Genomic DNA, 23,987 nt, shown 5'->3' on the forward strand with positions numbered 1-23,987 from the left:
GAATGGCATCAACATATGCGACAGTAGTCATTAGGCAGATTCGGAAATGCTATTCTCTAATTTAGAGACTGTTGTTATCGTTGCCGGGTCACCCTGAGTGGAGGTTCCGACCCATGGCGCACTTCCCCAAGCCCTCCGAGGGCAGTTGGACCGAGCACTTCAAGATCGACACCGGTCCCGTCTCCTACGCGGACTCGATCTCGCCGGAGTTCTACGAGCTGGAACGGGACGCCATCTTCCGCCGGACCTGGCTGAACGTCGGGCGCGTAGAGCAACTCCCGCGCAAGGGAAGCTACTTCACCAAGGAGCTGGACGCCGCCCGGGCGTCCGTCGTCGTGGTCCGCGGCACGGACGGCGAGGTGCGCGCCTTCCACAACGTCTGCCGCCACCGCGGCAACAAGCTCGTGTGGGACGACTACCCGCGCGAGGAGACCAAGGGCACCTGCCGGGCCTTCACCTGCAAGTACCACGCCTGGCGCTACGACCTGGAGGGCAAGCTCACCTTCGTCCAGCAGGAGTCGGAGTTCTTCGGCATCGACACGTCGAAGTACGGGCTGATGCAGGTTCGGACGGAGGTGTGGGAGGGGTTCATCTTCGTCAACCTCGACCCGGAGAACACCACGCCCCTCAAGACCTACCTCGGCAAGTTCGCCCAGGGCATCGACGGCTACCCGTTCCACAAACTGACCCAGGTGCACAAGTACCGCGCCGAGATCGGCAGCAACTGGAAGCTGTTCATCGACGCGTTCGCCGAGTTCTACCACGCGCCGATCCTCCATGCCGGCCAGTACGAGACCGGCGAGGCCGCCAAGATCAAGAAGTACGGCTACGAGGCGCTGTCGTACGACATAGACGGCCCGCACAGCATGGTCTCCTCGTGGGGCGGTATCGCGCCCCCCAAGGAGAAGGCCATGGTCAAGCCCATCGAACGAGTGCTGCGCAGCGGCCTGTTCGGGCCGTGGGACGCCCCCGACATCGGCATGACGACCGAGGAGCTGCCGCCGGCGATCAACCCGACGCGCAACGAGGTCTGGGGCATGGACTCGTTCGTATTCTTCCCGAACTTCATGCTGCTGATCTGGCGGCCCAACTGGGTGCTGACGTACCACTACTGGCCGACGTCGTACAACACCCACATCTTCGAGGGGACCTGCTACTTCGTTCCGCCGGAGAACGGCTTCCAGCGGCTCCAGCAGGAACTCGCCGCCGTGACCTTCAAGGAGTACGGCCTCCAGGACGGCAACACCCTGGAAGCGACCCAGACGATGCTGGAGTCGCGGACGGTGGACCAGTTCCCGCTCTGCGACCAGGAGGTCCTGCTCCGCCATCTGCACAACACCACGCAGAGCTACGTGCGCGAGTACCAGCAGCGCAACGCCGCGGCGCCCACCTCCTGAGACGCCCTCCGCCCGAAGACGCCCGCCGAACAGACACGGAGACCTTAGACATGGGCAACGTCTTTCCCCCCGACTTCGCCGCGCTGGAGCCGTTCGCGGACTGGGCGGTCCGCGGCGAGCGGGCCCGCTACGCCAAACGCGTCACCAGCACCATGGAGGAGCTTCAGGCCTTCTACGACGTGGCGTATCCACTCCTCCAGCAGAACACCGAGTATGTGGAGAACCTCCGCCTCGACGGGATCAGCGACGAGGACAAGCACCTGCTGTGGGCGTTCTGCGCACTGGTGACCGTCGCCTTCCCGGTGGAGGCGTGGGGCCAGCCGAGGGTCCCGGACAGCGGCCCCTCCAGCATCGACGCCGTCATCGAACCCGCCGTGTGATGGCCGCCCGGGAACGCGGGGCGGCCGGCAGGGAGAAGGCGCCGCAGCCGCCCGTGCTGCTGCGGGCGGCACGCCTGCTGGACGTCGACAAGGGTGAGATCGTCGAGCCGGGTCAGGTACTGGTGGTGGGCGAGCACATCGCCGAGGTCCAGCCCACCCGGCTGCCCGAGGGCACGGTGGTCCGCGACCTCGGGGACGTCACCCTGCTGCCGGGCCTGATGGACATGGAGGTCAACCTCTTCCTCGGCGGTCCGGACCACCGCAGCCCGCTGATCCCGGTCCAGGAGGACCCGGCCGTACGGACCCTGCGGGCCGCCGCCAACGCCCGCCGCACCCTGAGCCGCGGCTACACCACCGTGCGCAACCTCGGCCTGTTCGTCCAGACCGGGGGAGTGCTGCTGGACGTCGCGCTGAAGAAGGCGATCGACCTGGGCTGGGTCGAGGGCCCGAGGGTGGTGCCCGCCGGGCACGCGATCGCCCCGACCGGCGGGCACCTGGATCCGACCATGTTCCAGGCATTCGCGCCGGGCGTGCTCCCGCTCACCGTGGAGGAGGGCATCGCCAACGGGGTGGCGGAGGTGCGCAAGGCGGTGCGCCACCAGATCAAGTACGGGGCACGGGTCATCAAGGTGTGCGCCTCCAACGGCGTCATGTCGCACACCGGCCCCGCCGGTGCGCAGCAATACTCCGACGAGGAACTGTGCGCCATCGTCGACGAGGCACACCGCGCGGGGCTGAAGGTCGCCGCGCACTGCATGGGCGACTCGGCGATCCGGGCCGCCCTGGAGGCCGGCATCGACTGCATCGAGCACGGCTTCCTGGCCAGTGACGCCACCCTCGACCTGATGATCGAGCGCGGCACCTTCCTGGTGGCCACCACCTCGCTCACCGAGGGCATGGACACCGCGCACGCGGACCCGGCGCTCCGGGCGAAGGCCGCCGACGTCTTCCCACGCGCCCGCGAGTCCACCGCCCGCGCGATCCGGCGCGGGGTCAAGGTCGCCCTCGGCACCGACGCCCCCGCCATTCCGCACGGCAAGGGCGTCATGGAACTCCTCGCCCTCGCCGACCGGGGCATGCGACCGGTCGACGCCCTGCGCGCCGCGACCACCGTCGCCGCCGAACTGATCGACGCCGACGACCGGGGCCGAATCGCCCCCGGACTCCTCGCCGACATCATCGCCGTGCCCGGCGACCCGCTCACCGACCTGTCCGTCACCGGGAAGGTGTGCTTCGTCATGAAGGGTGGCCGGGTGTACGGAGACGACACAGCGGGATCCTGACCCCGCCGAAACCACCGGCCGGCTCCGCACGGGAAGCCGAGGAGGGGACCGCGCGGCACCGTCGAGACCTCGCGCGCCCACAAAGGACCGTGATGTACGACTACGTTGCGGCGGGCGACGTAGCGGGAGGTGGTGCGCCGGCCGAACGGCTACCGAGCCAATCAGGTCCGCGTGCTGCTCGTCGAGGCGGGCGGCGCCGACCGGCGCCCGTACCTGCGGACCACGCGCTGGAGGGGCGGGCCCGAGAAGTACGCGGCGCTGATGCAGCACCTGCGCGAGAACGACTACCCCACCTGAGAGCGCGTCAGGCAGGTCCGGCACTGGCGTGCGTTCACATCCGTCCATGCAATGGAGGCGAATTCTGTGGCCCGAAGACTGAACCTGTTATCGACCGCGGTCCTCACATGTGGCGCCCTGTTGGGTGTCAGCACACCGGCCGGCGCGGCCGAACCCGCCCCGGAGGTCATCCCGATCGACCTGCTGCTGGCCGGCTCCTATACCGACGCGGCCCGCGAGGCGATCGCGATCTGGAACACAGCCGTCCCGACGATCAAGCTCGTCGAGCAGGACACTCCGGCGGCGCTGCGGGTCATGGAGTACAAGACGGCCAGGGGTGTCCAATCCCACGTCAACATCAAGGGCGCGGGACGCGGCTGGGTGTACCTGGAGGTCGGGGACGCCCAGTTGTACAAGCCTTCCCGCATCGTCGTCCACGAACTGGGTCACATTCTGTCGCTTCCCGACCTGGGCCCGGGCAGCCCCTGCTCCAAGGTGATGTCGGGCGCCTGGGGAGGAGCGGACTGCGTCAACGATCGGCCAGACGCGAGTGAGAAGACCGCTGTCAGGAACTTCTTCGCCGCCAACGACGTCGGCGACCGGGTCCCGTGGTGGGGGTCAGGACTCGCTGCACGATAGGGGTGGTTGTCGCCGGGCCGCCTACCACGGCCCGGCTCTCCCTCGCCGGCGTCGGGGCTGGAGACCGTTCACCTCCCTGACGGTTCCGGTTCCACGGGCCTCGTCATACCGGACAGGTGCTGCGTGCCGTCGGCGTGGCGGTACGACTGGACCGTCCGCACGTCGGTGCCGGGCTGCGCGAACCCCGCTGCCTGGTCGTGCGGTTCCGTCCCGACGCTCCGTCCGGCGCCCACCGAAACCTGGCCACCCGGCCTCCCAGGTCCGTACCGCGCGCGGCTGCTTACCCTCCGGACCCGCCGGCCGGCCCGGCCTACGACGCGATGGCCTTCCTGAAGTCGCGCGCTGATCTGGAACGGCCCGACACCGTGGCCCTGCTGGTCCCTCGCCGCCCTCCCCGGCCCACCTCCGAGGGGTCACCGGCCATCATCTCGCCCGCTCGGCGCTCGGCAGCGGCTATTGCGGCTTCCCTGCCGTCAGCGCGTGCTCGACGGGCCGCGAAGGCGTTGGGCGCCGCGGAGTTCATCCGCGACGTGGCACGACGGCCCCGTCCGGGCACCAGGCCCGCAGGAACTGCGCCGTCGCCTCCAGCTGCCGTAGGCCCTGCGCGGCGGAGTCCTCGTGGATCCGCATGTCCACCGGGACGCCGGAGTGAGCCGCCCGGGTCGCGAAGGACAGCGTGTCGTCGAGCAGCACCTCCGTGCCGGCCGCGTGCAGTTGCAGCGGCGGCAGGCCGTGGAGATTGCCGTGCAGCGGACTGAGCAGCGGATGGTCGCGCGGGGTCGTCCCCGCGTACGCGGCCGCCCGGACCGGCAGCGCTTCCGCGTCCACGGTGCGGTCGGCGGCTGCGTTGAGCAGCAGGCTGGGCGAGTCCAGCGTGAAGTCCAGTACCGGTGAGGAGAGCACCGCGCAGGTCGGCAGCGTCGCGCCCGCGTCGCGCAGCCGCAGCAGCAGGCCGGCGGCGAGGGCCCCGCCGAGCCGTTTGCCCGCCACCGTCGCCGGACCGCCGGCGTGGCAGTGCTCCCAAGCCGCCCACACGTCCTCCAAGGCTTGCGGGAAGCGAGGCCGGTAGCGGGCGCAGACGACCGCGTACCCGGTGAGCCGGGCCAGTTCCCGGGCGGTCGGCAGTGCGTCCTGCGGAGTGCCCGCGAGCCGCGGATCGCCATGCAGATACAGCACCGTCTGTGCCACGGCCCTGCCCTCGGGGCGGACCTCCGGCCCGAACGGCCCCTCGTCGACGCGTACTTCACTTACCACGGGACATCACCTTCTCCGCTGCTTCCCAGTGCTCCTCGGACACCCATAGCCGGGCGAATGCCTCGGCGGCCTCGCGTACGGGACGGGTCCGGGTGGTGAGGTTCTTGATCTCGCGGGCCTGCGGGGTGGCGAGGGAGTGGGCCACCTCCCGCCAGCGGTCGGCGAACTGCGTGCGGGGCAGGACCAGATCGACCAGCCCCAGCCGCTCGGCCTCGGCAGCCTCCAGGACCCGCCCGGTGCCGGCCAGCAGCAGTGCCCGCCCGGGCCCCACCAGCCGCGCCAGCCGCTCGGCACCGCCCCATGCGGGCACGATGGCGAGCTTGGTCTGGTTGAACCCGATCCGGATGTCGTCGGCGGCGACGCGGACGTCGGCAGCCACCGCGACCTCGGCGCCGCCGCCCAGCGCGTGCCCGTTGAGCGCTGCCACCACCGGTCCGGGGAACGCGGCGATCCGGTCGCACAGCGCCCGCATCCGCAGCGCCATGTCCGAAGCCTCGCCCTCGGTGCGGAGCCGAGCGAGTTCCTTCAGGTCGCCGCCGGAGACGAACGCCTTCTCGCCCGATCCGGTCACCGCCAGGGCCCGCGCGCCCTCAGCCGCTTCCAGCGCCTTTTCCAGCTCGCCCATGGTGTGCGGGTCGATGGCGTTGCGGGCGTGCGGACGATCGATGGTGACGACCGCCAGGCCGTCCTCCAGCTCCAGCTCAACCATGTGCGGCCTTCCGGTCGTCGGGCGGATGCGGATGCTGCCGGGTCAGTCCTCGTACACGACGGTCACGTCGGGGGTCGTCGGCTCGGCCTGGCAGGTGAGCACATGGCCCTCGGCGACCTCGTCGGCGGCCAGGGCGTTGTTCACCCGCATCTTGGCCTCGCCGTCGGTCAGCCGGGCCATGCAGGTGGCGCAGTCCCCGGACTCGCAGGAGAACGGCGGCGTGAAGCCGGCCCGGCGGGCGCTCTGCAGCAGCGTCTCGCCGGGCCGTTGCGGCACGGTACGACGCTCACCGCGCAGGTCGACGGTGACGGTCCCGGCGACGGGCTCCGGCGCCCCGGCGAACGCCTCCTCGGCCGCCTCCACGGGTGCCGTCGGGGTGAACCGCTCGACCAGGATCCGCTCGGGAGCGATCCGGTGGGCGGTGAGGGTCCGCTCGACCAGCGCCATGAACGGCTCCGGCCCGCAGACGTAGAAATCCGCCCCCTCGTCGGCCAGGGCCCGTATCTCCCCGGGGGTGACCAGCCCGTCCCGGTCGTCGAAGTGATGGCGCAGGTCCAGTCGGCCGGGGTGGCGCGCCGCGAGGGCGTCCAGCGCCTTGCGGAAGATGGCCGCCCCGGCGCTCTGATGTGCGGTCAGCAGTCCGACGTCACGGCCAGTCGTCGCCAGCGTGCTCTTGACCAGCGAGAACACCGGAGTGATGCCGCTGCCGCCGGCGTACGCGACGAGAGGCCGGTCGCCGGCGTCCCCGCGCAGGCAGAACGAACCGCCGGGCAGGGTGGCCTCCAGCGAGTCGCCGGGCCTCAGCCGCTCGTGCATCCAGCCGGAGACCAGCCCGCCCGGCACGCGCTTGACCGTGACACACACCTCCCCGTCTGTGTCGGGCGAGGACGACATCGAGTAGCTGCGCAGTGTCCCGCACACCTTGAAGGTCAGGAACTGCCCGGCCCGGTAGGGGAAGCGCGCGTCGAGGGCGAAGGTGCGGGTGTCCGGTGTCTCGTCGACGACCCGGGTGATCCGCACCGGATGGAAGCCATGGTCCCGTGCCATGTATGGAACTTACCTTCTCACTATGGGAGAGTGCAATTCTCCATACGAGGGAGGAGTATCTGTCATGACGGCGATTCCCCCCGGCGCCCTGCGGTCAATCCCGCCCGGACTCGCGGCGCGCTACGAGGCCGAGGGCTGGTGGACCAGGGAGACCCTGGGCGACCTGCTGGCGGCCGGGTTGGGCAAGTCCGGGGACGTGGAGTTCCGCGTGCACTCCGAGGTGCGGCCCTGGAAGGGCACGTTCGCCGACGTGGAGCGTACGGCGCGGCGGCTGGCCGCAGGTCTGCGGGCGCGTGGCGTGGGCCCGGGTGACGTGGTGGTCATGCAGCTGCCCAACTGGATGGAGGCGGCGGCCGTGTTCTGGGCCTCGGCCTTCCTCGGTGCCGTCGTCGTCCCGGTGGTCCACTTCTACGGGCCCAAGGAGGTCCGCTACATCGTCGACGCCACCCGCCCGAAGGCCCTCTTCGCCGCCGAGCGCTTCGGGCGGACGGAGTTCCGACCGGACCTGTGTGCCGAGGTGCCGGTCGTCGGCGTCGTCGGGCGGGACTTCGACGAGCTGCTCGCCGACGAGCCGCTGGCCGGTGTCCTGTCGGTGGACCCGGGCACCCCCGCACTCATCGCCTTCACCTCCGGCACCACCCGGGACCCCAAGGGCGTCATCCACAGCCACCGCACCCTCGGCTATGAAACCCGGCAGCTGGCCGCGAGCTATCCCCCAGACCGAGGGCGGCAGTTCACGGTCGCGCCGGTCGGCCACTTCATCGGCATGATCAACGCGTTTCTCATCCCGGTCCTCGACGGCACCCCGGTCAACCTCGGCGACTCCTGGGACCCGGCCCGGGCGCTCGCCCTCATGCGGGACCAGGGGCTCACCGTCGGCGGCGGTGCGACGTACTACATGACCAGTCTGCTCGACCACCCCGACTGCACCGAGGAGCACGTCGCGCGGCTGAAGTACGCCGGACTGGGGGGCGCCTCCATCGCCTCCGCCGTGACGACCCGGCTGGAGTCCCTCGGCGTCACCGTCTTCCGGGCCTACGGCTCCACCGAGCACCCTTCGGTGACCTGCACCCCGTACGACGGCCCCGCCGCCAAACGCCTGCACACCGACGGCCTCGCGTTGCCCGGTGCGGAGGTCCGGCTCGCCGAGGACGGTGAGATCCTCACCCGCGGCCCCGACCTCTGCCTCGGCTACACCGACCCCGAGCTCACCGCCGCCGCCTTCGACGCCGACGGCTGGTACCGCACCGGCGACATAGGCGTGCTCGACGCCGACGGCTGGCTGACCGTCACCGACCGCAAGGCCGACGTCATCATCCGGGGCGGGGAGAACATCAGCGCCCTGGAGGTCGAGGAGGTCCTGCTGGGGCTGGACGGTGTGGCGGAGGCGGCCGTGGTGGCCGTGCCGGACCCGCGTCTGGGGGAGCGGGCCGCCGCCGTCCTGCGCATGCTGCCCGGCTGGTCGGCGCCGAGTCTCGCCGAGGTGCGCCTGCACTTCGGCCGGGTGGGCCTGGCGCGGCAGAAGTGGCCCGAGGTGGTCCACAAGGTCGAGGACTTCCCGCGCACCCCGAGCGGCAAGGTGAAGAAGTTCGTCCTTCGCAAGCACATTGCCACTCCCTCGATGCGAGAATACGATTCTCGTAAACGGTGAAGGAGAATCTCATGCCCTCTCGTGAACTCGCGTATCCGCTGTTCGACGCGGACAACCACCTCTACGAGACGCAGGAAGCGCTCACCAAGTACCTCCCCGAGGAGTACCGGGGCGCCATCCAGTACGTGAACGTCGGCGGCCGTACCAAGATCGCGATACGCGGGCAGATCAGCGAGTACATCCCGAACCCGACCTTCGAGGTCGTCGCCCGCCCCGGAGCCATGGAGGAGTACTTCAGGGTCGGCAACCCCGACGGCAAGACCCGCCGGGAGATCTTCGGCGAGCCCATGCGGTCCATCCCGGCCTTCCATGAACCGGCGCCGCGCCTGCGGTTGATGGACGAGCTCGGTATCCAGCGCAGCCTGATGTTCCCGACGCTGGCGAGCCTCATCGAGGAGCGGATGAAGGACGACCCGGAGCTGATCCACGTCGTCATCCACTCCCTCAACCAGTGGCTGCACGACACCTGGGGCTTCACCTACAAGGACCGCATCTTCACCGTTCCAGTCATCACGCTGCCGATCATCGAAAAGGCGATCGAGGAGCTGAACTGGGTCGTGGAGCGCGGCGCCCGCGCCATCCTCATCCGCCCCGCACCGGTCCCCGGCTTCGGCGGCACCCGGTCCTTCGCGCTGCCCGAGTTCGACCCGTTCTGGAAGCGGGTGGTGGAGACCGGCGTGCTGGTCGCCCTCCACTCCTCCGACAGCGGTTACTCGAACTACGCCAACGACTGGGAGGGCCGGCGACGCGAGTTTCTGCCCTTCAAGCCCAACGCCTTCCGGCAGATCAACGAGTGGCGGCCGATCGAGGACGCCGTCTCCTCGCTGATCTGCCACGGTGCGCTGTCCCGTTTCCCCGAGCTGAAGGTCGCCGTCATCGAGAACGGCGCCTCGTGGGTGGAACCGCTGCTCAGCCGGCTCGCGGACGTCCACAAGAAGATGCCCCACGAGTTCCGGGAGAACCCGGTGGATGTCTTCCAGCGGCACATCCACATCAGCCCGTTCTGGGAGGAGGACATGGCCGCGCTCGGAAACCTCATCGGTATCGAGCGCGTCCTGTTCGGGTCCGACTACCCCCACCCCGAGGGCCTCGCCGACCCCGTCACCTACGTCGACCACCTCCCGAAGCTGTCCGAGGAGGACAAGGCCAAGGTCATGGGCGGCAATCTGGCCCGGCTGATCGACGCATGACCACCGCCCGCACCATCCCCGAACTGGTGCTGAGCACGGCCGACCGGTTCGGCGACGCCGAGGCCGTCGTGGACGGCGAACTGCGCCTCACCTTCCGCGACCTGGCCGACCGGGTCCGCCGCACCGCCGGGGCGTTCGCTTCGGCGGGCATCGGCCCGGGCGACCGGGTGGCCCTGTGGGCGCCCAACTCGGCCGAGTGGATCGTCGCCGCCTTCGGACTGCTCACGGCCGGCGGGGTGCTGGTGCCGGTGAACACCCGCTTCCTCGACGAGGAGGCCCACGACATCGTCGTACGCAGCGGCGCCAAGGCGCTGCTCGTCCAGAACGGTTTCCTGGACCGGGAGTTCACCGGCCCGCCCGGCGTTCCGGTCATCGACCTGAAGACCTCCGGTTTCCTCGCCTCAGGCGTTCCGCTGGACCCCAAGGCCGACGAGGACGACCTGGCGGACATCGTCTTCACCTCCGGTACCACAGGGCGGCCCAAGGGCGTGATGACGACGCACGGCCAGACCCTGCGCCTGTACACCGAGTGGTGCGACCTCGCCCAGCTCCGGCAGGGCGACCGGTACCTGATCGTCAACCCGTTCTTCCACATCTTCGGCTACAAGGCGGGCCTGGTCGCGTCGATGATCCGGGGCGCGACCGTCCTCCCGGTGGCCGTCTTCGACGTGGACCGGGTGCTGGACCTCGTGGAGAAGGAGCGGGTGACCGTCCTGCCGGGACCGCCGACCCTGTACCGCGCCCTGCTGGAGGCCGGCGCGGGCCGCGACCTGTCCTCCCTGCGGGTCGCGGTGACCGGTGCGGCGGACATCCCGGGGGAGCTGGTCCGGCGCATCACCACCGAACTGCCGTTCACGCACCTCATGACCGGCTACGGCCTCACCGAGGCCGGCACCGTCACCGCGTCCCGGCCCGGCGACCCCTACGAGGCCGTCGCCACGACCGTGGGCAAACCGTGCGAGGGCTTCGAGGTGCGCGTCGCCGAGGACGAGGAGGTGCTCGTGCGCGGCTACTCCGTCATGCGCGGCTACCTCGACGACCCCGAGGCCACCGCCGAGGCCGTGGACGCCGATGGCTGGCTGCACACCGGCGACCTCGGCGCACTGGACGCCGAGGGCCGGCTGCGGATCGTCGGCCGCAAGAAGGACATGTTCGTCGTCGGCGGCTTCAACGCCTACCCCGCCGAGATCGAGGGCTTTCTGCTGAAGCACCCGGCGGTCGCCCAGGCCGCCGTCATCGGCGTGCCCGACGAGCGGCTCGGCCAGGTCGGCAAGGCCTTCGTCGTCCCGCGCACCGAATTCGCCGGGATCACGGAGGCCGAGCTGATCGCCTGGGCGCGCGAGCGGATGGCCGGCTTCAAGGTGCCGCGCCACGTCGAGTTCCGCACGGAATTGCCGCTGAACGCCACCGGAAAGGTGATGAAGGACCAACTGACATGACCCAGGACTTCCGCACTCCCTCCGGCATCCCACTCAACCCGGTGTACGGCCCCGCGGACCTCCGCGCCGACCCCCCCGACCCGGGCACGTTCCCCTTCACGCGCGGCAACTACCCCACCGGCTACCGGGGCCGCACCTGGACCCTGCGCCAGTACTCCGGCTTCGGCACCGCCGAGGAGTCCAACCGCCGCTACCGCTACCTCCTCGACCAGGGCGGCACGGGCCTGTCGGTGGCGCTCGACCTGCCCACCCAGTGCGGCTACGACTCCGACGACCCGGAGTACGCCGACGAGGTCGGCCGGGTCGGGGTCGCGCTGGACACCCTCGCCGACGCCGAGATCCTCTTCGACACCCTTCCGCTGGACCGGATCAGCACCAGCTTCACCATCAACGGCACGGCGGCGATCCTGCTCGCCTTCTACGTCGCCGCGGCCGAGAAGCGCGGCATCCCCCGTGCGAAGCTCACCGGCACCATCCAGAACGACATCCTCAAGGAATACGCCTCGCGCGGTACCTGGATCTGGCCCCCGGAACCCTCGCTGAGGCTCATAGCGGACACGATCGAGTTCTGCGCCGCGCAGGTGCCCCGCTTCAACGCGATCTCCGTCGCGGGGGCGCACTTCCGCGACGCGGGCGCCAACGCCGTACAGGAGATGGCGTTCACCCTCGCCGACGGGGTCACGTACTGCGAGACTGTCCTGGAACGCGGCCGGATGACCATCGACCAGTTCGCCCCGCAGGTCTCCTTCTTCTTCTACACGCACGGCGACTTCTTCGAGGAGGTCGCCAAGTACCGTGCGGGGCGCAGGCGCTGGGCGACCATCGTGCGCGAGCGGTTCGGCGCGACCACCGACAAGGCGTGCATGTTCCGCTTCGGCGTCGTGGCCGGTGGCGCCTCCCTCTACGCCCCGCAGGCCCGCAACAACACCGTGCGCGTCGCTTACGAGGCGCTCGCGTCGGTGCTGGGTGGGGTGCAGTCGATGTTCACCGCGGCCTGGGACGAGCCGTTCGCCCTGCCGAGTGAGGAGTCCACGACGCTCGCCCTGCGCACCCAGCAGGTGCTCGCGCACGAGACGGGCGTGACGAAGGTCGCCGACCCGCTGGGGGGTTCGTACTTCGTGGAGGCCCTCACCGACGCCACCGAGGAGCGGATCGTCGAGATCATGGCGGACCTGGAGGCGCACGGCGGCATGGTGCGCTGCATCGAGGACGGCTACCTCCAGGGGCTCATCGCCGACGAGGCGTGGCGGCTGCACCAGGAGACCGCCTCCGGCGAGCGGCCCGTCGTGGGCGTCAACCGGTTCGCCGTGGACGAGCCCCCGCCCGACCTCGCCACCTACGAACTTGACGCCGAGGGCCGCGAACGCCAGCTCAAACGGCTCGCGCGGATCAAGTCCGAGCGCAGCGCCGCCGAGGTGCGTGCCCGTCTCGACGATCTGCGGCGCGCCGCCGAAGGAGACACGAACCTGATGGATCCGCTCGTCGCGTGCGCGGGCGCCTACTGCACGGTCGGCGAGATGGCCGACGCTCTGCGCGCGGTGTGGGGCGAGTTCCGGCAGCCGGTGGTGTTCTGATGACCACACCTGTGCGCGTTCTCGTCGCCAAGCCCGGGCTCGACGGACATGACCGTGGCGCCAAACTGGTCGCCCGCGGGCTCCGCGACGCCGGCTTCGAGGTGGTGTTCACCGGCATCCGGCACCGCGTGGCCGACATCGCCGCCACCGCCGTGCAGGAGGACGTCGCCCTGGTCGGCCTGTCCATCCTCTCCGGCGCCCATCTCACCCTCACCCGCCGCACCGTCCAGGCGCTGCGCGCCGCCGGCGGCGACGACATCCCCGTCGTGGTCGGCGGCACCATCCCGGCCTCGGACGTGGCGCGGCTGCGGGAGGCCGGAGCCGCCGGGGTGTACCCCACGGGCACCCCGCTCGACGCGATCGTCGCGGACATCCGCGTCCTGACAGCCCCGGAGGACTAGACCATGCGAGTCGGAGTGATGAGCGGCCCCGAACGGGGCGACGCCGCGCACAAGGCGGCCCGCATGGTCGACGACGCCCGCTGGGCCGAGGAGGCCGGCTTCGACACCGTGTGGGTGCCACAGGTACCGACCGACTTCGACGCCCTGACCGCCGTCGCCCTCATGGGCCAGGCCACCGAGCGCGTCGAACTGGGCACGGCCGTCGTCCCGGTCCACGCCCAGCACCCCATCGCGCTGGCCCGTCAGGCCGTGTCCGCGCAGGCTGCGGCGGGCGGACGGCTCACGCTCGGCGTCGGTGCCTCCCACCACTGGATCGTCCGCGACATGCTGGGCCTGCCGTACGAGAAGCCCGCGGCGTACACCCGCGCCTATCTGGAGGTGCTCAACTCGGCGCTGTCCGGGGGTGGTTCGGTGGACATCGAGAACGACTTCTTCCGCGTCCACAACCCGCTCACCATCGCCCCGGTCGCCCCCCTGCCGGTTCTGATGGCCGCGCTGGGCCCGGTGATGCTGCGCATCGCGGGGGAGTACACCGACGGCACGGTCCTGTGGATGGCGGACGAGCGGTCGGTCGCCGAGCACGTCGCCCCGACGATCACCAAGGCTGCCGAGACCGCGGGCCGTCCGGCACCCCGCATCGTCGCGGGAATCCCGGTGTGTCTGTGCGCACCACACGAGGTCGACGCCGCGCGCGAGCGGGCCAACCGCATCCTCGGCGAGGCCGAGGTGTCCCCCAACTACCAGCGCCTGCTGGAGTACGGCGACGCCCGCGACGTCGGCGACCTGTGCGCGGCGGGTGACGAGGCGGCCATCAGGGCCCGCTTCAGGCGGTTCGCGGACGCGGGGGTGACGGATCTGTCGGTACGGCTGCTGCCCCTGGGGAACGGGCGGGACGAACTGGTCGCCTCGAAACTGCGCACCCGTGACGCGGTGGCCGCGATCGCGGCGGACCTGCGGTGAACGGCCCGCTGGCCGGCCTGCGCGTGCTGGAGGTCGGCCACATCCTGGCCGGCCCGTACGCCACCATGCTGCTCGCCGACCTGGGCGCCCGGGTCACCAAGGTCGAACCGCCCGGCGGCGACCTGTCCCGGCAGGTCTCCGACGCCTACTTCGCCAGCCTCAACCGGAACAAGCGCTCGGTCCGCGTGGACCTGAGCGCCCCCGCCGGCCAGGACCGCCTGCACGAGCTGGTGCGCGACGCCGACGCCCTGCTGGTCAACCTCAAGCCGTCCGCCATCGAGCGCTTCGGCCTGACCTACGAGGCCCTGAAGCCCTACAACGAACGCCTGGTGTGCGTGGCCCTCACCGGCTGGGGCATGGACGCGGGCGACCTGCCCGCCTTCGACTACGTCGTCCAGGCGGCCACCGGCATCGCGGCCATGACGGGCGACCCGGACGGCCCGCCCGCGCTGCCCGGCTACTCCTCGGTCGACAACTCGGCCGGAATGGCAGCCGCGCTGGGCCTGCTGGCCCAGATCGTCTCCGGACGCGGCGGCCAGATCGAGGTGTCGCTGCGCGACGTGATGCTCTCGCAGCTGAACTACCACGCCGCGGCCTGGCTCAACGACGGCAAGGCTCCGCGCCGCCTGGGAGGCGCCCACGCCCACTACGTCCCCGCCCAGCTCTTCCCCACCGCCGAGGGACACCTGGCCCTCTTCATCACCCACGACGGCTTCTGGCGCTCCTTCGCCGCGGAGGCCGGCATCGAGGGCTACTTGACGATGGCCGAGCGCGCGGCCCGCCGCGACGAGGTGGTCGCCGCGGTGACCAAGGCGCTCGCCGCCGACTCGGCGGTGGACTGGGAACGTCGGCTGCGCCCGCTGGGCGTCCCCGCCGCAGCCGTACGCACGCTGCCCCGGGCACTTGTCGAGTTTCCCGACGCGGTCGTGCGGGCCGGCGAACACCGCCTGGTCGCAAGCCCGTTCCGGATCGCCGGGCACCAGCCGTCGTACGGCCCGCCGCCTCGCCTCGGGGAGCACGACGACACGGCTTAGAAGCCGCCCGGGCTCAGGGGGGCCGCTACGGCATCCCGCCGTCCACCCGCAGCGTCGCCCCGCTGGTGTACGACGAGGCGTCCGACATCAGGTACAGAGCGGCGCCCACCACTTCGTCGGGGGCGCCGACACGTTGCAGCGCGTGCGGGCGCACCCCCTCGGCGAGCTGTTCGGGGTTCTCCTGCCAGCCCCGGGTGGCCCACGTGGCGAACGGGCCGCACATCAGCGTGTTGACCCGCACCGTCGGCCCGAGCGCCTGTGCCAGACCCACGGTCACCGCGTTCAGCCCGGCCTTGGCGGCCGCGTACGGCACGATCGCCGGGCGCGGCCGGATCGAACCGGTGGAGCTGACGTTGACGATCGCACCGCCGCCGGCCTCGGCCATGCCCTTCCCGGCCAACACGGACAGGCGGAAGGGACCCTTGAGGTTGAGGCCCAGCACCGAGTCGAACATCTTCTCCGTGACCTCGCCCAGATCCTCGTACACGGGGGACATGCCCGCGTTGTTGACCAGTACGTCGATCCTGCCGAACCGCTCGTGGACCGCGTCGACCAGACCGGGCAGTTCGTCCCAGCGGCCCACGTGTACGGCGTACGGCAGTGCCGCACGCCCTGTCTCCTTCTGGATCTCCGCACTCACCGCGGCGCAGGCGTCGTATGTCCGGCTGGCGACGACGACGTCGGCTCCGCAGCGTGCCGCCGCGAACGCCATGGCCCGTCCGAGCCCCCGGCTGCCGCCGGTGACGAGGACCACCCGGCCGGTGAGATCGAACAACGCGTCTGCGTACCCCATCCCATTCCCGTCCTGTTGAAGTGCCCGAAGCCGCCTGTTCCCTGGCGCACTCCGGCGTGAGATTAGTATTCTCGGTATCGTAGAACATCATTCCCGCATTGTGATGATGGGCGTTCGCGGAAAGTTCAGGCGCTCGCCTGCCCGGGGAGCCCAGGAGAGCGGAGGCGGACATCGTGCGAGGTCTGAAGGACAAGGTCGTCCTGGTGGCGGGTGCGGCCACCGGGCTGGGTGCCGCCTCGGCGCGCAGGCTGGCGTGGGAAGGAGCCAGGGTCGTCGTCGGCGATCTGAACGCGGACGGGGCCGAGGAGACCGCCGACGCCATCCGCGCCGGGGGCGGCGAGGCGGTCGCGGTGGAGTTCGACATCTCCGACGACACCTCGGTCGGGCACCTGGTCGAGGCCACGCTGCGAACCTACGGCGGTCTGGACGCCGTGCACGTCAACGCCGGGGACATGGGCGCGGTCCAGAAGGACACCGATGTCGTCGACATGGACCTCGCGATCTGGGACCGCACCGTCGCCGTCAACCTGCGCGGTCACATGCTGGTGTCCCGTCACGCCGTGCCCGCGCTCCTCGCCCGCGGCGGAGGCGCGATCGTCTACACCTCCTCCATCGCCTCGTTCACGGGTGACGCCAAGCGGCCGGCGTACGCCGCGACCAAGGCGGGCATCAACGCGCTCACCCGCCACGTGGCCTCGCGCTGGGGACGGGACGGCATTCGGGCCAACGCGGTCGCACCGGGACTCGTCCTGACCGCCGACATCGAACGGGGCGCACCCCCGGAGATGTTGCGGAGCATGCTCGCCCGGACCCGCAGCACACGTCATGGCCGGGCCGAGGACATTGCAGGCATGGTGGCCTACCTGCTCTCCGACGAAGGCGAATGGATCAACGGGCAGGTCGTGAACGTCGACGGCGGGACGGTCCTTCGCTGACGCCGCTGGCCTGCGCTCCGATCGCCCACTTCCCGGACGGTGAGCGCCTATGAAATCCGAGACCAACTCATCCCCGCCGGTCCGATCGGCTGCGCCCGGCCGAGTTGGGGAGCCGGAAGAAGCCACCGGTGACGAGGCTGCTCTGGCGCTGCTGGACGCCGGGCTGGCGCTCATGGTGGCGGCCCCCGGGCGGCGCCCGCGCGTGGCCGACATCGTGGCCGCGGCCGGTCTGTCCAACGACGCCTTCTATCGCTTCTTCGCAAGCAAGGACGCCCTGGTAGAGGCCATCGTCGAGCGGGGCGCACGCACGGTCGTCGGCTATGTGCGCCACCGGATGGCGCGGGCGGCCGACGGTGGACCGGAGGCCAGGTTGCGCGCCGGGATCGAGGCGGCGCTGCGGCAGGCCTCCGACGAGGATCGGGCCCGGCAGACCCGGGCCGTCCTGTCCAACGCCACCGGCCACACGCCCCGAGCCGCGCACGTCACCGTCGCTCTCGTGGACGCCCTCGCCGCGCTGTTCGCGCAGCCCGCGGCCGAGTTGGGTGCGGGTGATCCGATGCGTGCCGCCCGCACCACGGCGGGTGGGGTCGTCGCGGCCTTGCAGTACTGGTCGTTCACTGAAGAGGCGCCCGGGCGCGTCGAGACCGAGCACCTGGTCGGCTTCCTCCTTGCAGGCGTGCGAGCCCCCGACTGCCGTCGGCGGTAAGGGTGATAGCTGTACGTGAGAATGGCATTCTGCTAAGTTCAGAATCGTATTCTGATGGAGGTGGGTGCGTCATGTGGGACTTCAGTACCGATGCCGCGTTCCAGGAGAAGCTGGACTGGGCCGCGGCGTTCGTCCGTGAGGAGATCGAGCCGCTCGACGTGCTGTTCCCGGGCAACGCCGAGCCGTACGACCGGGGCAGCGAGGTCTTCCGTGAAGTCGTCCGGCCGCTTCAGCGGCGGGTGCGGGACCAGGGGCTGTGGGCCGCCCACCTGCCGCCGTCGCTGGGCGGCATGGGCATGGGTCAGGTCAACCTCGGCCTGCTGAACGAGATCCTGGGCCGTTCGGGCTGGGCCCCGATGGTGTTCGGCACTCAGGCCCCCGACTCGGGCAACGCGGAGATCCTCGCCCACTACGCCACCAAGGAGCAGCGAAAGGAGTACCTGGAGCCGCTGCTCGACGGACGGATCGTCTCGACCTTCGCGATGACCGAGCCCACCGGCGGCGCCGACCCGGGCGGTTTCACCTGCCGCGCGGTCCGTGACGGCGACCAGTGGGTGATCGACGGCGAAAAGTGGTTCGCCTCCAACTACCCCCACGCCGCCTTCGTCATCGCCATGGTGATCACCGACCCGGACGTGCCCGTGCACAAAGGCGCGTCCATGATCCTGGTCCCGGCCGGCACCCCGGGCATGGAGATGGTGCGCGGCACGGGCCTGGCCGGCGAGCCACTCGGCCAGGGCGTCCACGCCTACCTGCGGTTCACCGGCTGCCGCGTACCGGCCGAGAACCTGCTCGGCGAGCCCGGCTCCGGCTTCCTGATCGCGCAGACCCGGCTCGGCGGTGGCCGGTTGCACCACGCCATGCGGTCGGTCGGCCAGTGCCGGCGTGCCCTGGAGATGATGACCGAGCGGATCGCCTCCCGCCGCACCCGGGGCGGCCCGCTCGCCGACCAGCAGTCCGTGCGCCACCAACTGGCCGACACCTGGATCCAGATCGAGCAGTTCCGCCTCCAGGTCCTGCACGCCGCCTGGCACATGGACCGGGCGAACGACACGGGCGACCCGGCGGACGCCCGCAGCGCCCGGCTCCACGTCTCCGGGGTGAAGGTCGCCACGCCCAAGGTGCTCGTCGACGTCGCCTACCGCGCCCTGCACCTGCACGGCGCGCTCGGCGTCTCCAACGAGCTGCCGCTGGCCAGGATGTGGCAGGCCGGTCCCACCCTCGGTGTCGCCGACGGCCCCACCGAGGCACACCAGGACGTCGTCGCCCGGCTGTTGCTGAAGGAAGCGGTCCCGGCGGACGACCCGCTGTTCGGCTCGGAACATCTGCCCACCCGGCTGGCCGCGGCCCGCGCGAAGTACGCGGACCGCCTGAACGAGACGACGGTGACCCGGTGACCTCGCAGAAGGAAAGCACCGCCGACGACACCACGCCCGACCTCGACCGTCTCAACGCCTGGCCCGGCCTCGCCGACCTTCCCGGTGACGGCCCCGTCACCGCCCTCGACACCCTCACCGGCGGGGCCCAGAACCTCCTGTTCACCCTCCGCCGGGCCGACGGCACCGAACTCGTCCTGCGCCGCCCCGGCCGCCACCTCCGGTCTGGCGCGTCCGACGCCTTCCGGCGTGAGAGCCGCGTCCTGACGGCTCTCGCCGACACCGACGTACCCCATCCGCGCCTTCACGCGAGCGTGCAGGACGATGCGGTGCTGGGCGCACCCTTCTCCGTCCTGGAGAAGATCGACGGCTTCATGCCCCGGGGGCAGCTGCCCGGCCGGTACGCGCAGGACGCCGGGTGGCGGCGCTCGGTCGCCTTCGCCCTCATCGACGGCGCCGCGCGCCTGGCCGCCGTGGATCCGTCCGCGCACGGCCTGGCCGACCTCGGCAGGCCGGAGGGCTGGCTGGAGCGGCAGACCCCCAAGTACCTGAGGATGCTGCACGGCTACCGCACGGAGCCCGCCTACCGCGAGACCGAGAACCCGCAGGTGGACCTCGTCGCCGACTGGCTCGCCGCGCACACCCCGAAGCAGGGCGCGACCGGGATCGTCCACGGCGACCTGCAGTTCGCCAACGTCATGTTCGCCCACGACGCCCCGCGCCTCGCCGCCATCGTCGACTGGGAGATGGCCTCCCTCGGCGACCCCCTCCTCGACCTGGCCTGGATCCTCACCGCCTGGCGCGAGAAGGACGACCCGACCGGCAGCGACCCTCAGTTCCAGCCTTGGGACGGGATGCCAGGCCGTGCCGAACTCGTCGCGCACTACGCCGAGTCGACCGGCCGGGACGTCTCCGCCTTCCGCTGGTACCAGGTTCTGGCCTGCTTCCGCCTGGCCGCCCTCCTGGAGGGCAGCTATGCCCAGGCGCTCGCCGGGAAGATGAACCGCAAGCTGGGCGACGGGCTGCACGCCTACGCGGGATGGCTGTGGGCCAAGGCCCGCCAGGAGATCGAGCGTGCCTGAGTCCTGCAAGGTCTCAGGCGCCGTTCGCCGGCGGTGCTGCGTCCGGCCGCCGACCGTCGTGGTGGGCGGCCCGTGCGGCCTCGCCGGCCTGCACCCCGGTGGTGATGCCGGCCAGGGCCACCAGGACGATGAGCCTCTGGCGCCGGTACCCAGAGACTCCTTCAGGGAGGCTATTTCGGTGGGAACCTCAACGCGCCGTCCAGGCGGATCACCTCACCGTTGAGGTAGTCGTTCTCGCACAGGTGCTGGACCAGTGCGGCGTACTCCTCCGGGCGTCCCATGCGCCGCGGATGCGGCACCTGGGGGCCCCAGTGCGCCTCCAGGCGGTCGGCTGCCTTTCCGTACGCGGGAGTGAGGACGGTGCCCGGGGCGACGGAGACCACACGGATGCCAAGGGGCGACAGGTCCCGGGCGGCGACCAGCGTCATGGCACTCACCCCGCCTTTCGCGGCGGCGTACGGTAGTTGGCCGATCTGGCCCTCGTACGCGGCGATGGACGACGTCGTGACGATCACGCCGCGCCCGCCGTCCGCGTCGTGGGGGGTGGTGCGTGCGAGTGCCGCCGCGGCCATGCGCATGACGTTGAAGACGCCGGTCAGATAAATGTCGACGGTGGCGCGGAAGCCGGCGAGATCCAGAGGTGAGCCGTCCTTGCCGACGAGCCGGCCGCCGCTCGCCGGGCCGCCGTGACAGTCGACGGCGATCCTGAACTCGCCCGCCTGCTCGGCCGCCGCCACCGCGGTCGCCACCGAGTCCTCGTCCGTGGCATCGGTGCGGACATATCCCGCGCCGAGTTCCTCGGCCAGGGCCTTGCCCTTGTCGTCGGCGAGGTCGGCGATCACCACCCGGGCGCCCGCCGCGCGCAGTCGCCGCACCGTGGCTTCACCGAGGCCGCCCGTGCCTCCGACCACCAGGGCCGCCGAACCTTCGATCCGCACGTCATTCCCCTCCCTTGCGAGTGACGCTCTGAGTGTATGAGAATGACGTTCTCATGAATATAGCCGTGATCCTGGAAATGGCCGCCTCCGCGGGGAGTCGGCCGGCCGTCACGGAGGGCGGCCGCTCGCTCTCCGCGGCCGAGCTCCATCGTCTCGCACAGCACGCGGCCGACCGCTTCCGTGGCCGCACCGCGGTTCTTTACCTGGGGCCGAACCACCTCGCCTACCCCGTCGCCCTGTTCGGCGCGGCGCTGGCAGGTATCCCCTTCGTCCCTCTCAACTATCGCCTCGCCGAAGAGCAGTTGGATTCCCTGGTCCTCCGGCATCCTGGAGCCGAGGTGCTGCACCCGGCCGATCTCGACGCGCTGCTGACTCCGCCGCAGGGGGAGGCCGAGCGACGACCCGTCCCCGAGGACCGCGACGCCACCGCAGTCGTCCTCTACACCAGCGGCACCACTGCCGCCCCCAAGGCGGCCCTGCTGCGCCACCGCCACCTGCTCGCCTACGTGTTCAACACCCAGGACTTCGGCTCGGCGGAGGTGACCGACGCGAGCCTGGTGGCCCTCCCGCCCTACCATGTGGCCGGCCTGATGAACCTGCTGACGAACCTGTACGCCGGCCGGCGCGTCGTCTACCAGTCGGCCTTCGGTCCCGCCGACTGGCTGGCCACAGTGCGCCGCGAGGGCGTCACCCACGCCATGGTCGTCCCCACCATGCTCGCCAGGATCACGGCGGAGCTGGGGGACGCGCAGGCCGGTGTGCCGACCCTGCGCAGTCTTGCCTACGGCGGAGCGCGCTGCCCCCGCCCGGTGGTGGAGCGGGCCCTGCGGCAGTTCCCGCAGACCGGCTTCGTCAACGCCTACGGGCTGACGGAGACCGCCTCGTCGGTCTGCGTGCTAGGGCCCGACGACCACTGGCGGGCGGTCGCCTCCGACGACCCGGCGGTGCGGGCCCGCCTCGGCTCCGTGGGCCGTCCGCTGCCCGGCGTCGAGGCTGAGATCCGGGGCGAGGACGGAAAACCCCTCGGACCGGGCGAGACAGGACTCGTCTTCGTGCGCGGGGAGCAGATCTCCGGCGAGTACGCGGAGACGAGCGGCAGCGACACGGACGGCTGGTTCGCCACCCGCGACCGGGGCCGGCTGGACGAGGACGGCTACCTCTTCATCGAGGGCCGCGCCGACGACACCATCATCCGGGGCGGGGAGAACATCGCCCCCGCCGAGATCGAGGATGTACTGCTCCAGTACCCGGGCGTGCGCGAGGCCGCCGTGCTGGGGCTGCCCGACGCGGAGTGGGGCCAGCGCCTGGTCGCGGTGCTGGTCGGGGTCGGCGATCCGGACGAGATCCGGTCCTTCGCGAAAGAGCGACTGCGCTCCTCCAAGACGCCGGACACAGTCGTCTTCCGCCCCGAACTGCCCCGCACACCCACAGGAAAGCTGCTGCGCCGCACCCTGGTCGCCGAACTGGAAGAGGCCACCGATGCCTGAAGCCGTGCTCGTCGCCGCCCTGCGCACCCCGATCGGCACCGCCTTCAAGGGGAGCCTGCGCGCCACGTCCGCCTACGACCTGGCGGACCGTGTGGTCACGGCCGTCGCCGAAGGGCTGGACCCGGACCTCGTGGACGACCTGATCCTCGCCGAGTCGCACTACGGCGGCGGGGTCGTCGCCCGCCACGCGGCCGTGACGGCGGGCCTGCCACAGGTGCCGGGGCTCGCCCTGAACCGGCACTGCGCGGCCGGACTCGCCGCGGTCTCGACCGCGGCGGCATCCGTCCGGGCAGGCATGGACCGGCTGGTGCTCGCCGGTGGCGTCAACTCCGCCTCCACCGCGCCCAGGCTGTCCTACCTGGGCGGTGAACGCTGGGTGCCACCCTCCCACCCGGACCGCCCGGACGCCCCCAACCTCGACATGTCGATCACGGTCGGCTGGAACACCGCCGTACGGGAGGGCCTCACCCGCGAGGAGATGGACGCGTGGGCGCTGCGCTCGCACCGCAACGCTGTCCGGGCACTGGACGAAGGCCGCTTCAAAGACGAGACCGTGCCGGTCGCGACCTCACACGGCCCCTTCGAGAGCGACGAGCACCCGCGGCGTGACACCAGCCCCGAGAAACTCGCCGCGCTCAAGCCGCTCCACCCGGAGATCGAGGGCTTCTCGATCACGGCGGGCAACGCGTGCGGCGCCAACGACGCGGCGGCGGCCGTGGCGGTGGCCGACGAGCGTCTCGCGCGGGATGACCTCGGACTGCCCACCCTGGCCAGAGTGCGGTCCTGGGCTTCCGTGGCCAGGGACCCGGCCGAGACCGGCCTGACCCCCACGCACGCCATCCCCAAGGCGCTCGGGCGGGTGGGCATGACGCTGTCCGACGTGGATCTGTTCGAGATCAACGAGGCGTTCGCCTCGGTGCCACTCGCCGCGGTCCGCCGCCTCGGCCTCGACCCGGACACCGTCAACGTCAACGGCAGTGGCTGCTCACTGGGCCACCCCGTCGCCGCCACGGGCACCAGGATGGTCGTCACGCTCGTCCACGAGCTCCGTCGCCGGGGCGGGGGTGTGGGCGTCGCGTCGATGTGCGCGGGCGGGGGGATGGGTTCGGCGCTGGTCCTGGAGGTGCCGGGGCTGTGACGGTACCTGAGGAGGGCGGGGCGTCACACGATCAGCAGGCTGGATTCGACCGCAACCTGCGGCTCCTCAGGCTTGGCCGTTCCTGTACAGGGCGTGACCGTGAGGGCGACTGCACCCGGCTGACCGGCGCGCTGAGTGACATCGACGAGGCGCTGCACGACGCCGCCGACTGACATCGCACGCGGCGGGGTAACGTCCGGGCGGTCCGACCGGGCGAGAGCGACCACGCCGACGCGGCTCCCGCACCACTCCCGGCACTCCGGTTCGACGTGTCCTCAAGAACCGGTTTCCGCTCGGT

Annotated in this window: 24 protein-coding genes; 19 read left to right on the forward strand and 5 right to left on the reverse strand. The window is 71.1% G+C overall.

Going from position 1 to position 23,987, the window contains the following annotated elements; translation table 11 throughout:
- The first annotated feature begins 113 nt into the window (after positions 1-113).
- The 5 genes from ABZT02_RS35865 to ABZT02_RS35885 all read left to right on the forward strand — a co-directional run bounded on the left by ABZT02_RS35865 (position 114) and on the right by ABZT02_RS35885 (position 3,975).
- Positions 114-1,397 carry an aromatic ring-hydroxylating dioxygenase subunit alpha gene (locus ABZT02_RS35865; RefSeq protein ID WP_356025249.1) on the forward strand — a complete coding sequence of 428 codons (1,284 nt, stop codon included), beginning with the start codon at positions 114-116 and terminating at the stop codon, positions 1,395-1,397.
- A gap of 50 nt (positions 1,398-1,447) precedes the next feature.
- Positions 1,448-1,777, forward strand: a complete 330-nt coding sequence (locus tag ABZT02_RS35870) for a hypothetical protein (RefSeq protein ID WP_356025251.1) — start codon at positions 1,448-1,450, stop codon at positions 1,775-1,777.
- Positions 1,777-3,060 (forward strand): amidohydrolase family protein, encoded by a 1,284-nt coding sequence (locus ABZT02_RS35875; RefSeq protein ID WP_356025253.1) that lies wholly within the window; start codon positions 1,777-1,779, stop codon positions 3,058-3,060. Before ABZT02_RS35870 ends, ABZT02_RS35875 begins: the two co-directional genes overlap by 1 nt.
- 132 nt (positions 3,061-3,192) lie before the next feature.
- The gene (locus ABZT02_RS35880; protein WP_356025255.1) at positions 3,193-3,357 is read left to right on the forward strand and encodes a hypothetical protein; all 165 of its coding nucleotides are present in this window, start codon (positions 3,193-3,195) and stop codon (positions 3,355-3,357) included.
- A gap of 120 nt (positions 3,358-3,477) precedes the next feature.
- Positions 3,478-3,975 carry a snapalysin family zinc-dependent metalloprotease gene (locus ABZT02_RS35885; protein WP_356025257.1) on the forward strand — a complete coding sequence of 166 codons (498 nt, stop codon included), beginning with the start codon at positions 3,478-3,480 and terminating at the stop codon, positions 3,973-3,975.
- A 519-nt stretch (positions 3,976-4,494) separates the two neighbouring features.
- Here the strand turns inward: ABZT02_RS35885 and ABZT02_RS35890 are convergent.
- The 3 genes from ABZT02_RS35890 to ABZT02_RS35900 are packed head-to-tail and all read right to left on the reverse strand — an operon-like array spanning position 4,495 to position 6,985.
- Positions 4,495-5,229 carry an alpha/beta hydrolase fold domain-containing protein gene (locus ABZT02_RS35890; RefSeq protein WP_356025259.1) on the reverse strand — a complete coding sequence of 245 codons (735 nt, stop codon included), beginning with the start codon at positions 5,227-5,229 and terminating at the stop codon, positions 4,495-4,497.
- Entirely contained in the window at positions 5,219-5,938 is a 720-nt protein-coding gene (locus ABZT02_RS35895) for an enoyl-CoA hydratase/isomerase family protein (protein ID WP_356025261.1), read from the reverse strand. Before ABZT02_RS35895 ends, ABZT02_RS35890 begins: the two co-directional genes overlap by 11 nt.
- A gap of 42 nt (positions 5,939-5,980) precedes the next feature.
- Positions 5,981-6,985 (reverse strand): ferredoxin--NADP reductase, encoded by a 1,005-nt coding sequence (locus tag ABZT02_RS35900; protein WP_356025263.1) that lies wholly within the window; start codon positions 6,983-6,985, stop codon positions 5,981-5,983.
- A gap of 64 nt (positions 6,986-7,049) precedes the next feature.
- On the opposite strand from ABZT02_RS35900, the gene ABZT02_RS35905 reads away from it, so the two are divergent.
- From ABZT02_RS35905 to ABZT02_RS35935, 7 genes are read left to right on the forward strand one after another with little or no spacing between them, the layout of a single operon-like run.
- Positions 7,050-8,636, forward strand: coding sequence for an AMP-binding protein (locus ABZT02_RS35905; protein WP_356025265.1), 1,587 nt, complete (start codon positions 7,050-7,052; stop codon positions 8,634-8,636).
- 11 nt (positions 8,637-8,647) lie between these two features.
- On the forward strand, positions 8,648-9,826 hold the full coding sequence (locus tag ABZT02_RS35910; RefSeq protein WP_356025267.1) for an amidohydrolase family protein: 1,179 nt from the start codon (positions 8,648-8,650) through the stop codon (positions 9,824-9,826).
- Positions 9,823-11,265, forward strand: coding sequence for a FadD3 family acyl-CoA ligase (locus ABZT02_RS35915; protein WP_356025269.1), 1,443 nt, complete (start codon positions 9,823-9,825; stop codon positions 11,263-11,265). The genes ABZT02_RS35910 and ABZT02_RS35915 overlap by 4 nt, the downstream gene beginning before the upstream one ends.
- A complete protein-coding gene (locus ABZT02_RS35920; RefSeq protein WP_356025271.1) occupies positions 11,262-12,839 on the forward strand; it encodes a methylmalonyl-CoA mutase family protein in 1,578 nt (525 codons plus the stop codon). Before ABZT02_RS35915 ends, ABZT02_RS35920 begins: the two co-directional genes overlap by 4 nt.
- Positions 12,839-13,240, forward strand: coding sequence for a cobalamin B12-binding domain-containing protein (locus ABZT02_RS35925; protein WP_356025273.1), 402 nt, complete (start codon positions 12,839-12,841; stop codon positions 13,238-13,240). The genes ABZT02_RS35920 and ABZT02_RS35925 overlap by 1 nt, the downstream gene beginning before the upstream one ends.
- 3 nt (positions 13,241-13,243) lie before the next feature.
- Positions 13,244-14,200, forward strand: coding sequence for an LLM class F420-dependent oxidoreductase (locus ABZT02_RS35930; protein ID WP_356025275.1), 957 nt, complete (start codon positions 13,244-13,246; stop codon positions 14,198-14,200).
- On the forward strand, positions 14,197-15,234 hold the full coding sequence (locus tag ABZT02_RS35935; protein WP_356025277.1) for a CoA transferase: 1,038 nt from the start codon (positions 14,197-14,199) through the stop codon (positions 15,232-15,234). The genes ABZT02_RS35930 and ABZT02_RS35935 overlap by 4 nt, the downstream gene beginning before the upstream one ends.
- Positions 15,235-15,259: 25 nt before the next feature.
- Here ABZT02_RS35935 and ABZT02_RS35940 read toward each other — a convergent pair whose 3' ends face one another.
- Positions 15,260-16,027, reverse strand: a complete 768-nt coding sequence (locus ABZT02_RS35940; protein ID WP_356025279.1) for a glucose 1-dehydrogenase — start codon at positions 16,025-16,027, stop codon at positions 15,260-15,262.
- Between the two features lie 173 nt (positions 16,028-16,200).
- On the opposite strand from ABZT02_RS35940, the gene ABZT02_RS35945 reads away from it, so the two are divergent.
- The 4 genes from ABZT02_RS35945 to ABZT02_RS35960 all read left to right on the forward strand — a co-directional run bounded on the left by ABZT02_RS35945 (position 16,201) and on the right by ABZT02_RS35960 (position 20,126).
- The gene (locus ABZT02_RS35945; RefSeq protein ID WP_107447309.1) at positions 16,201-16,962 is read left to right on the forward strand and encodes an SDR family oxidoreductase; all 762 of its coding nucleotides are present in this window, start codon (positions 16,201-16,203) and stop codon (positions 16,960-16,962) included.
- 49 nt (positions 16,963-17,011) lie between these two features.
- Positions 17,012-17,668: a TetR/AcrR family transcriptional regulator gene (locus tag ABZT02_RS35950; protein ID WP_356025282.1), complete on the forward strand. Its 657-nt coding sequence runs from the start codon at positions 17,012-17,014 to the stop codon at positions 17,666-17,668.
- 71 nt (positions 17,669-17,739) lie between these two features.
- Entirely contained in the window at positions 17,740-19,065 is a 1,326-nt protein-coding gene (locus ABZT02_RS35955) for an acyl-CoA dehydrogenase family protein (protein ID WP_356025284.1), read from the forward strand.
- Positions 19,062-20,126 (forward strand): phosphotransferase family protein, encoded by a 1,065-nt coding sequence (locus ABZT02_RS35960; protein WP_356025286.1) that lies wholly within the window; start codon positions 19,062-19,064, stop codon positions 20,124-20,126. The genes ABZT02_RS35955 and ABZT02_RS35960 overlap by 4 nt, the downstream gene beginning before the upstream one ends.
- A 170-nt stretch (positions 20,127-20,296) precedes the next feature.
- On the opposite strand, the gene ABZT02_RS35965 is transcribed toward ABZT02_RS35960, so the two are convergent.
- Positions 20,297-21,064, reverse strand: coding sequence for an SDR family oxidoreductase (locus ABZT02_RS35965; RefSeq protein ID WP_307040286.1), 768 nt, complete (start codon positions 21,062-21,064; stop codon positions 20,297-20,299).
- Between the two features lie 53 nt (positions 21,065-21,117).
- On the opposite strand from ABZT02_RS35965, the gene ABZT02_RS35970 reads away from it, so the two are divergent.
- Genes ABZT02_RS35970 through ABZT02_RS35980 form a run of 3 tightly spaced genes read left to right on the forward strand, consistent with a single transcriptional unit; the run spans position 21,118 to position 23,862 of the window.
- The gene (locus ABZT02_RS35970) at positions 21,118-22,551 is read left to right on the forward strand and encodes an AMP-binding protein (protein ID WP_356025288.1); all 1,434 of its coding nucleotides are present in this window, start codon (positions 21,118-21,120) and stop codon (positions 22,549-22,551) included.
- A complete protein-coding gene (locus ABZT02_RS35975) occupies positions 22,544-23,689 on the forward strand; it encodes a thiolase family protein (protein WP_356025290.1) in 1,146 nt (381 codons plus the stop codon). The genes ABZT02_RS35970 and ABZT02_RS35975 overlap by 8 nt, the downstream gene beginning before the upstream one ends.
- Positions 23,686-23,862 (forward strand): hypothetical protein, encoded by a 177-nt coding sequence (locus tag ABZT02_RS35980; RefSeq protein ID WP_159083364.1) that lies wholly within the window; start codon positions 23,686-23,688, stop codon positions 23,860-23,862. The genes ABZT02_RS35975 and ABZT02_RS35980 overlap by 4 nt, the downstream gene beginning before the upstream one ends.
- The last annotated feature ends 125 nt before the right edge of the window (positions 23,863-23,987 follow it).

Origin of the sequence: Streptomyces sp. NPDC005402 (genome assembly GCF_040606575.1) — a bacterium.
GTDB lineage: Bacteria > Actinomycetota > Actinomycetes > Streptomycetales > Streptomycetaceae > Streptomyces.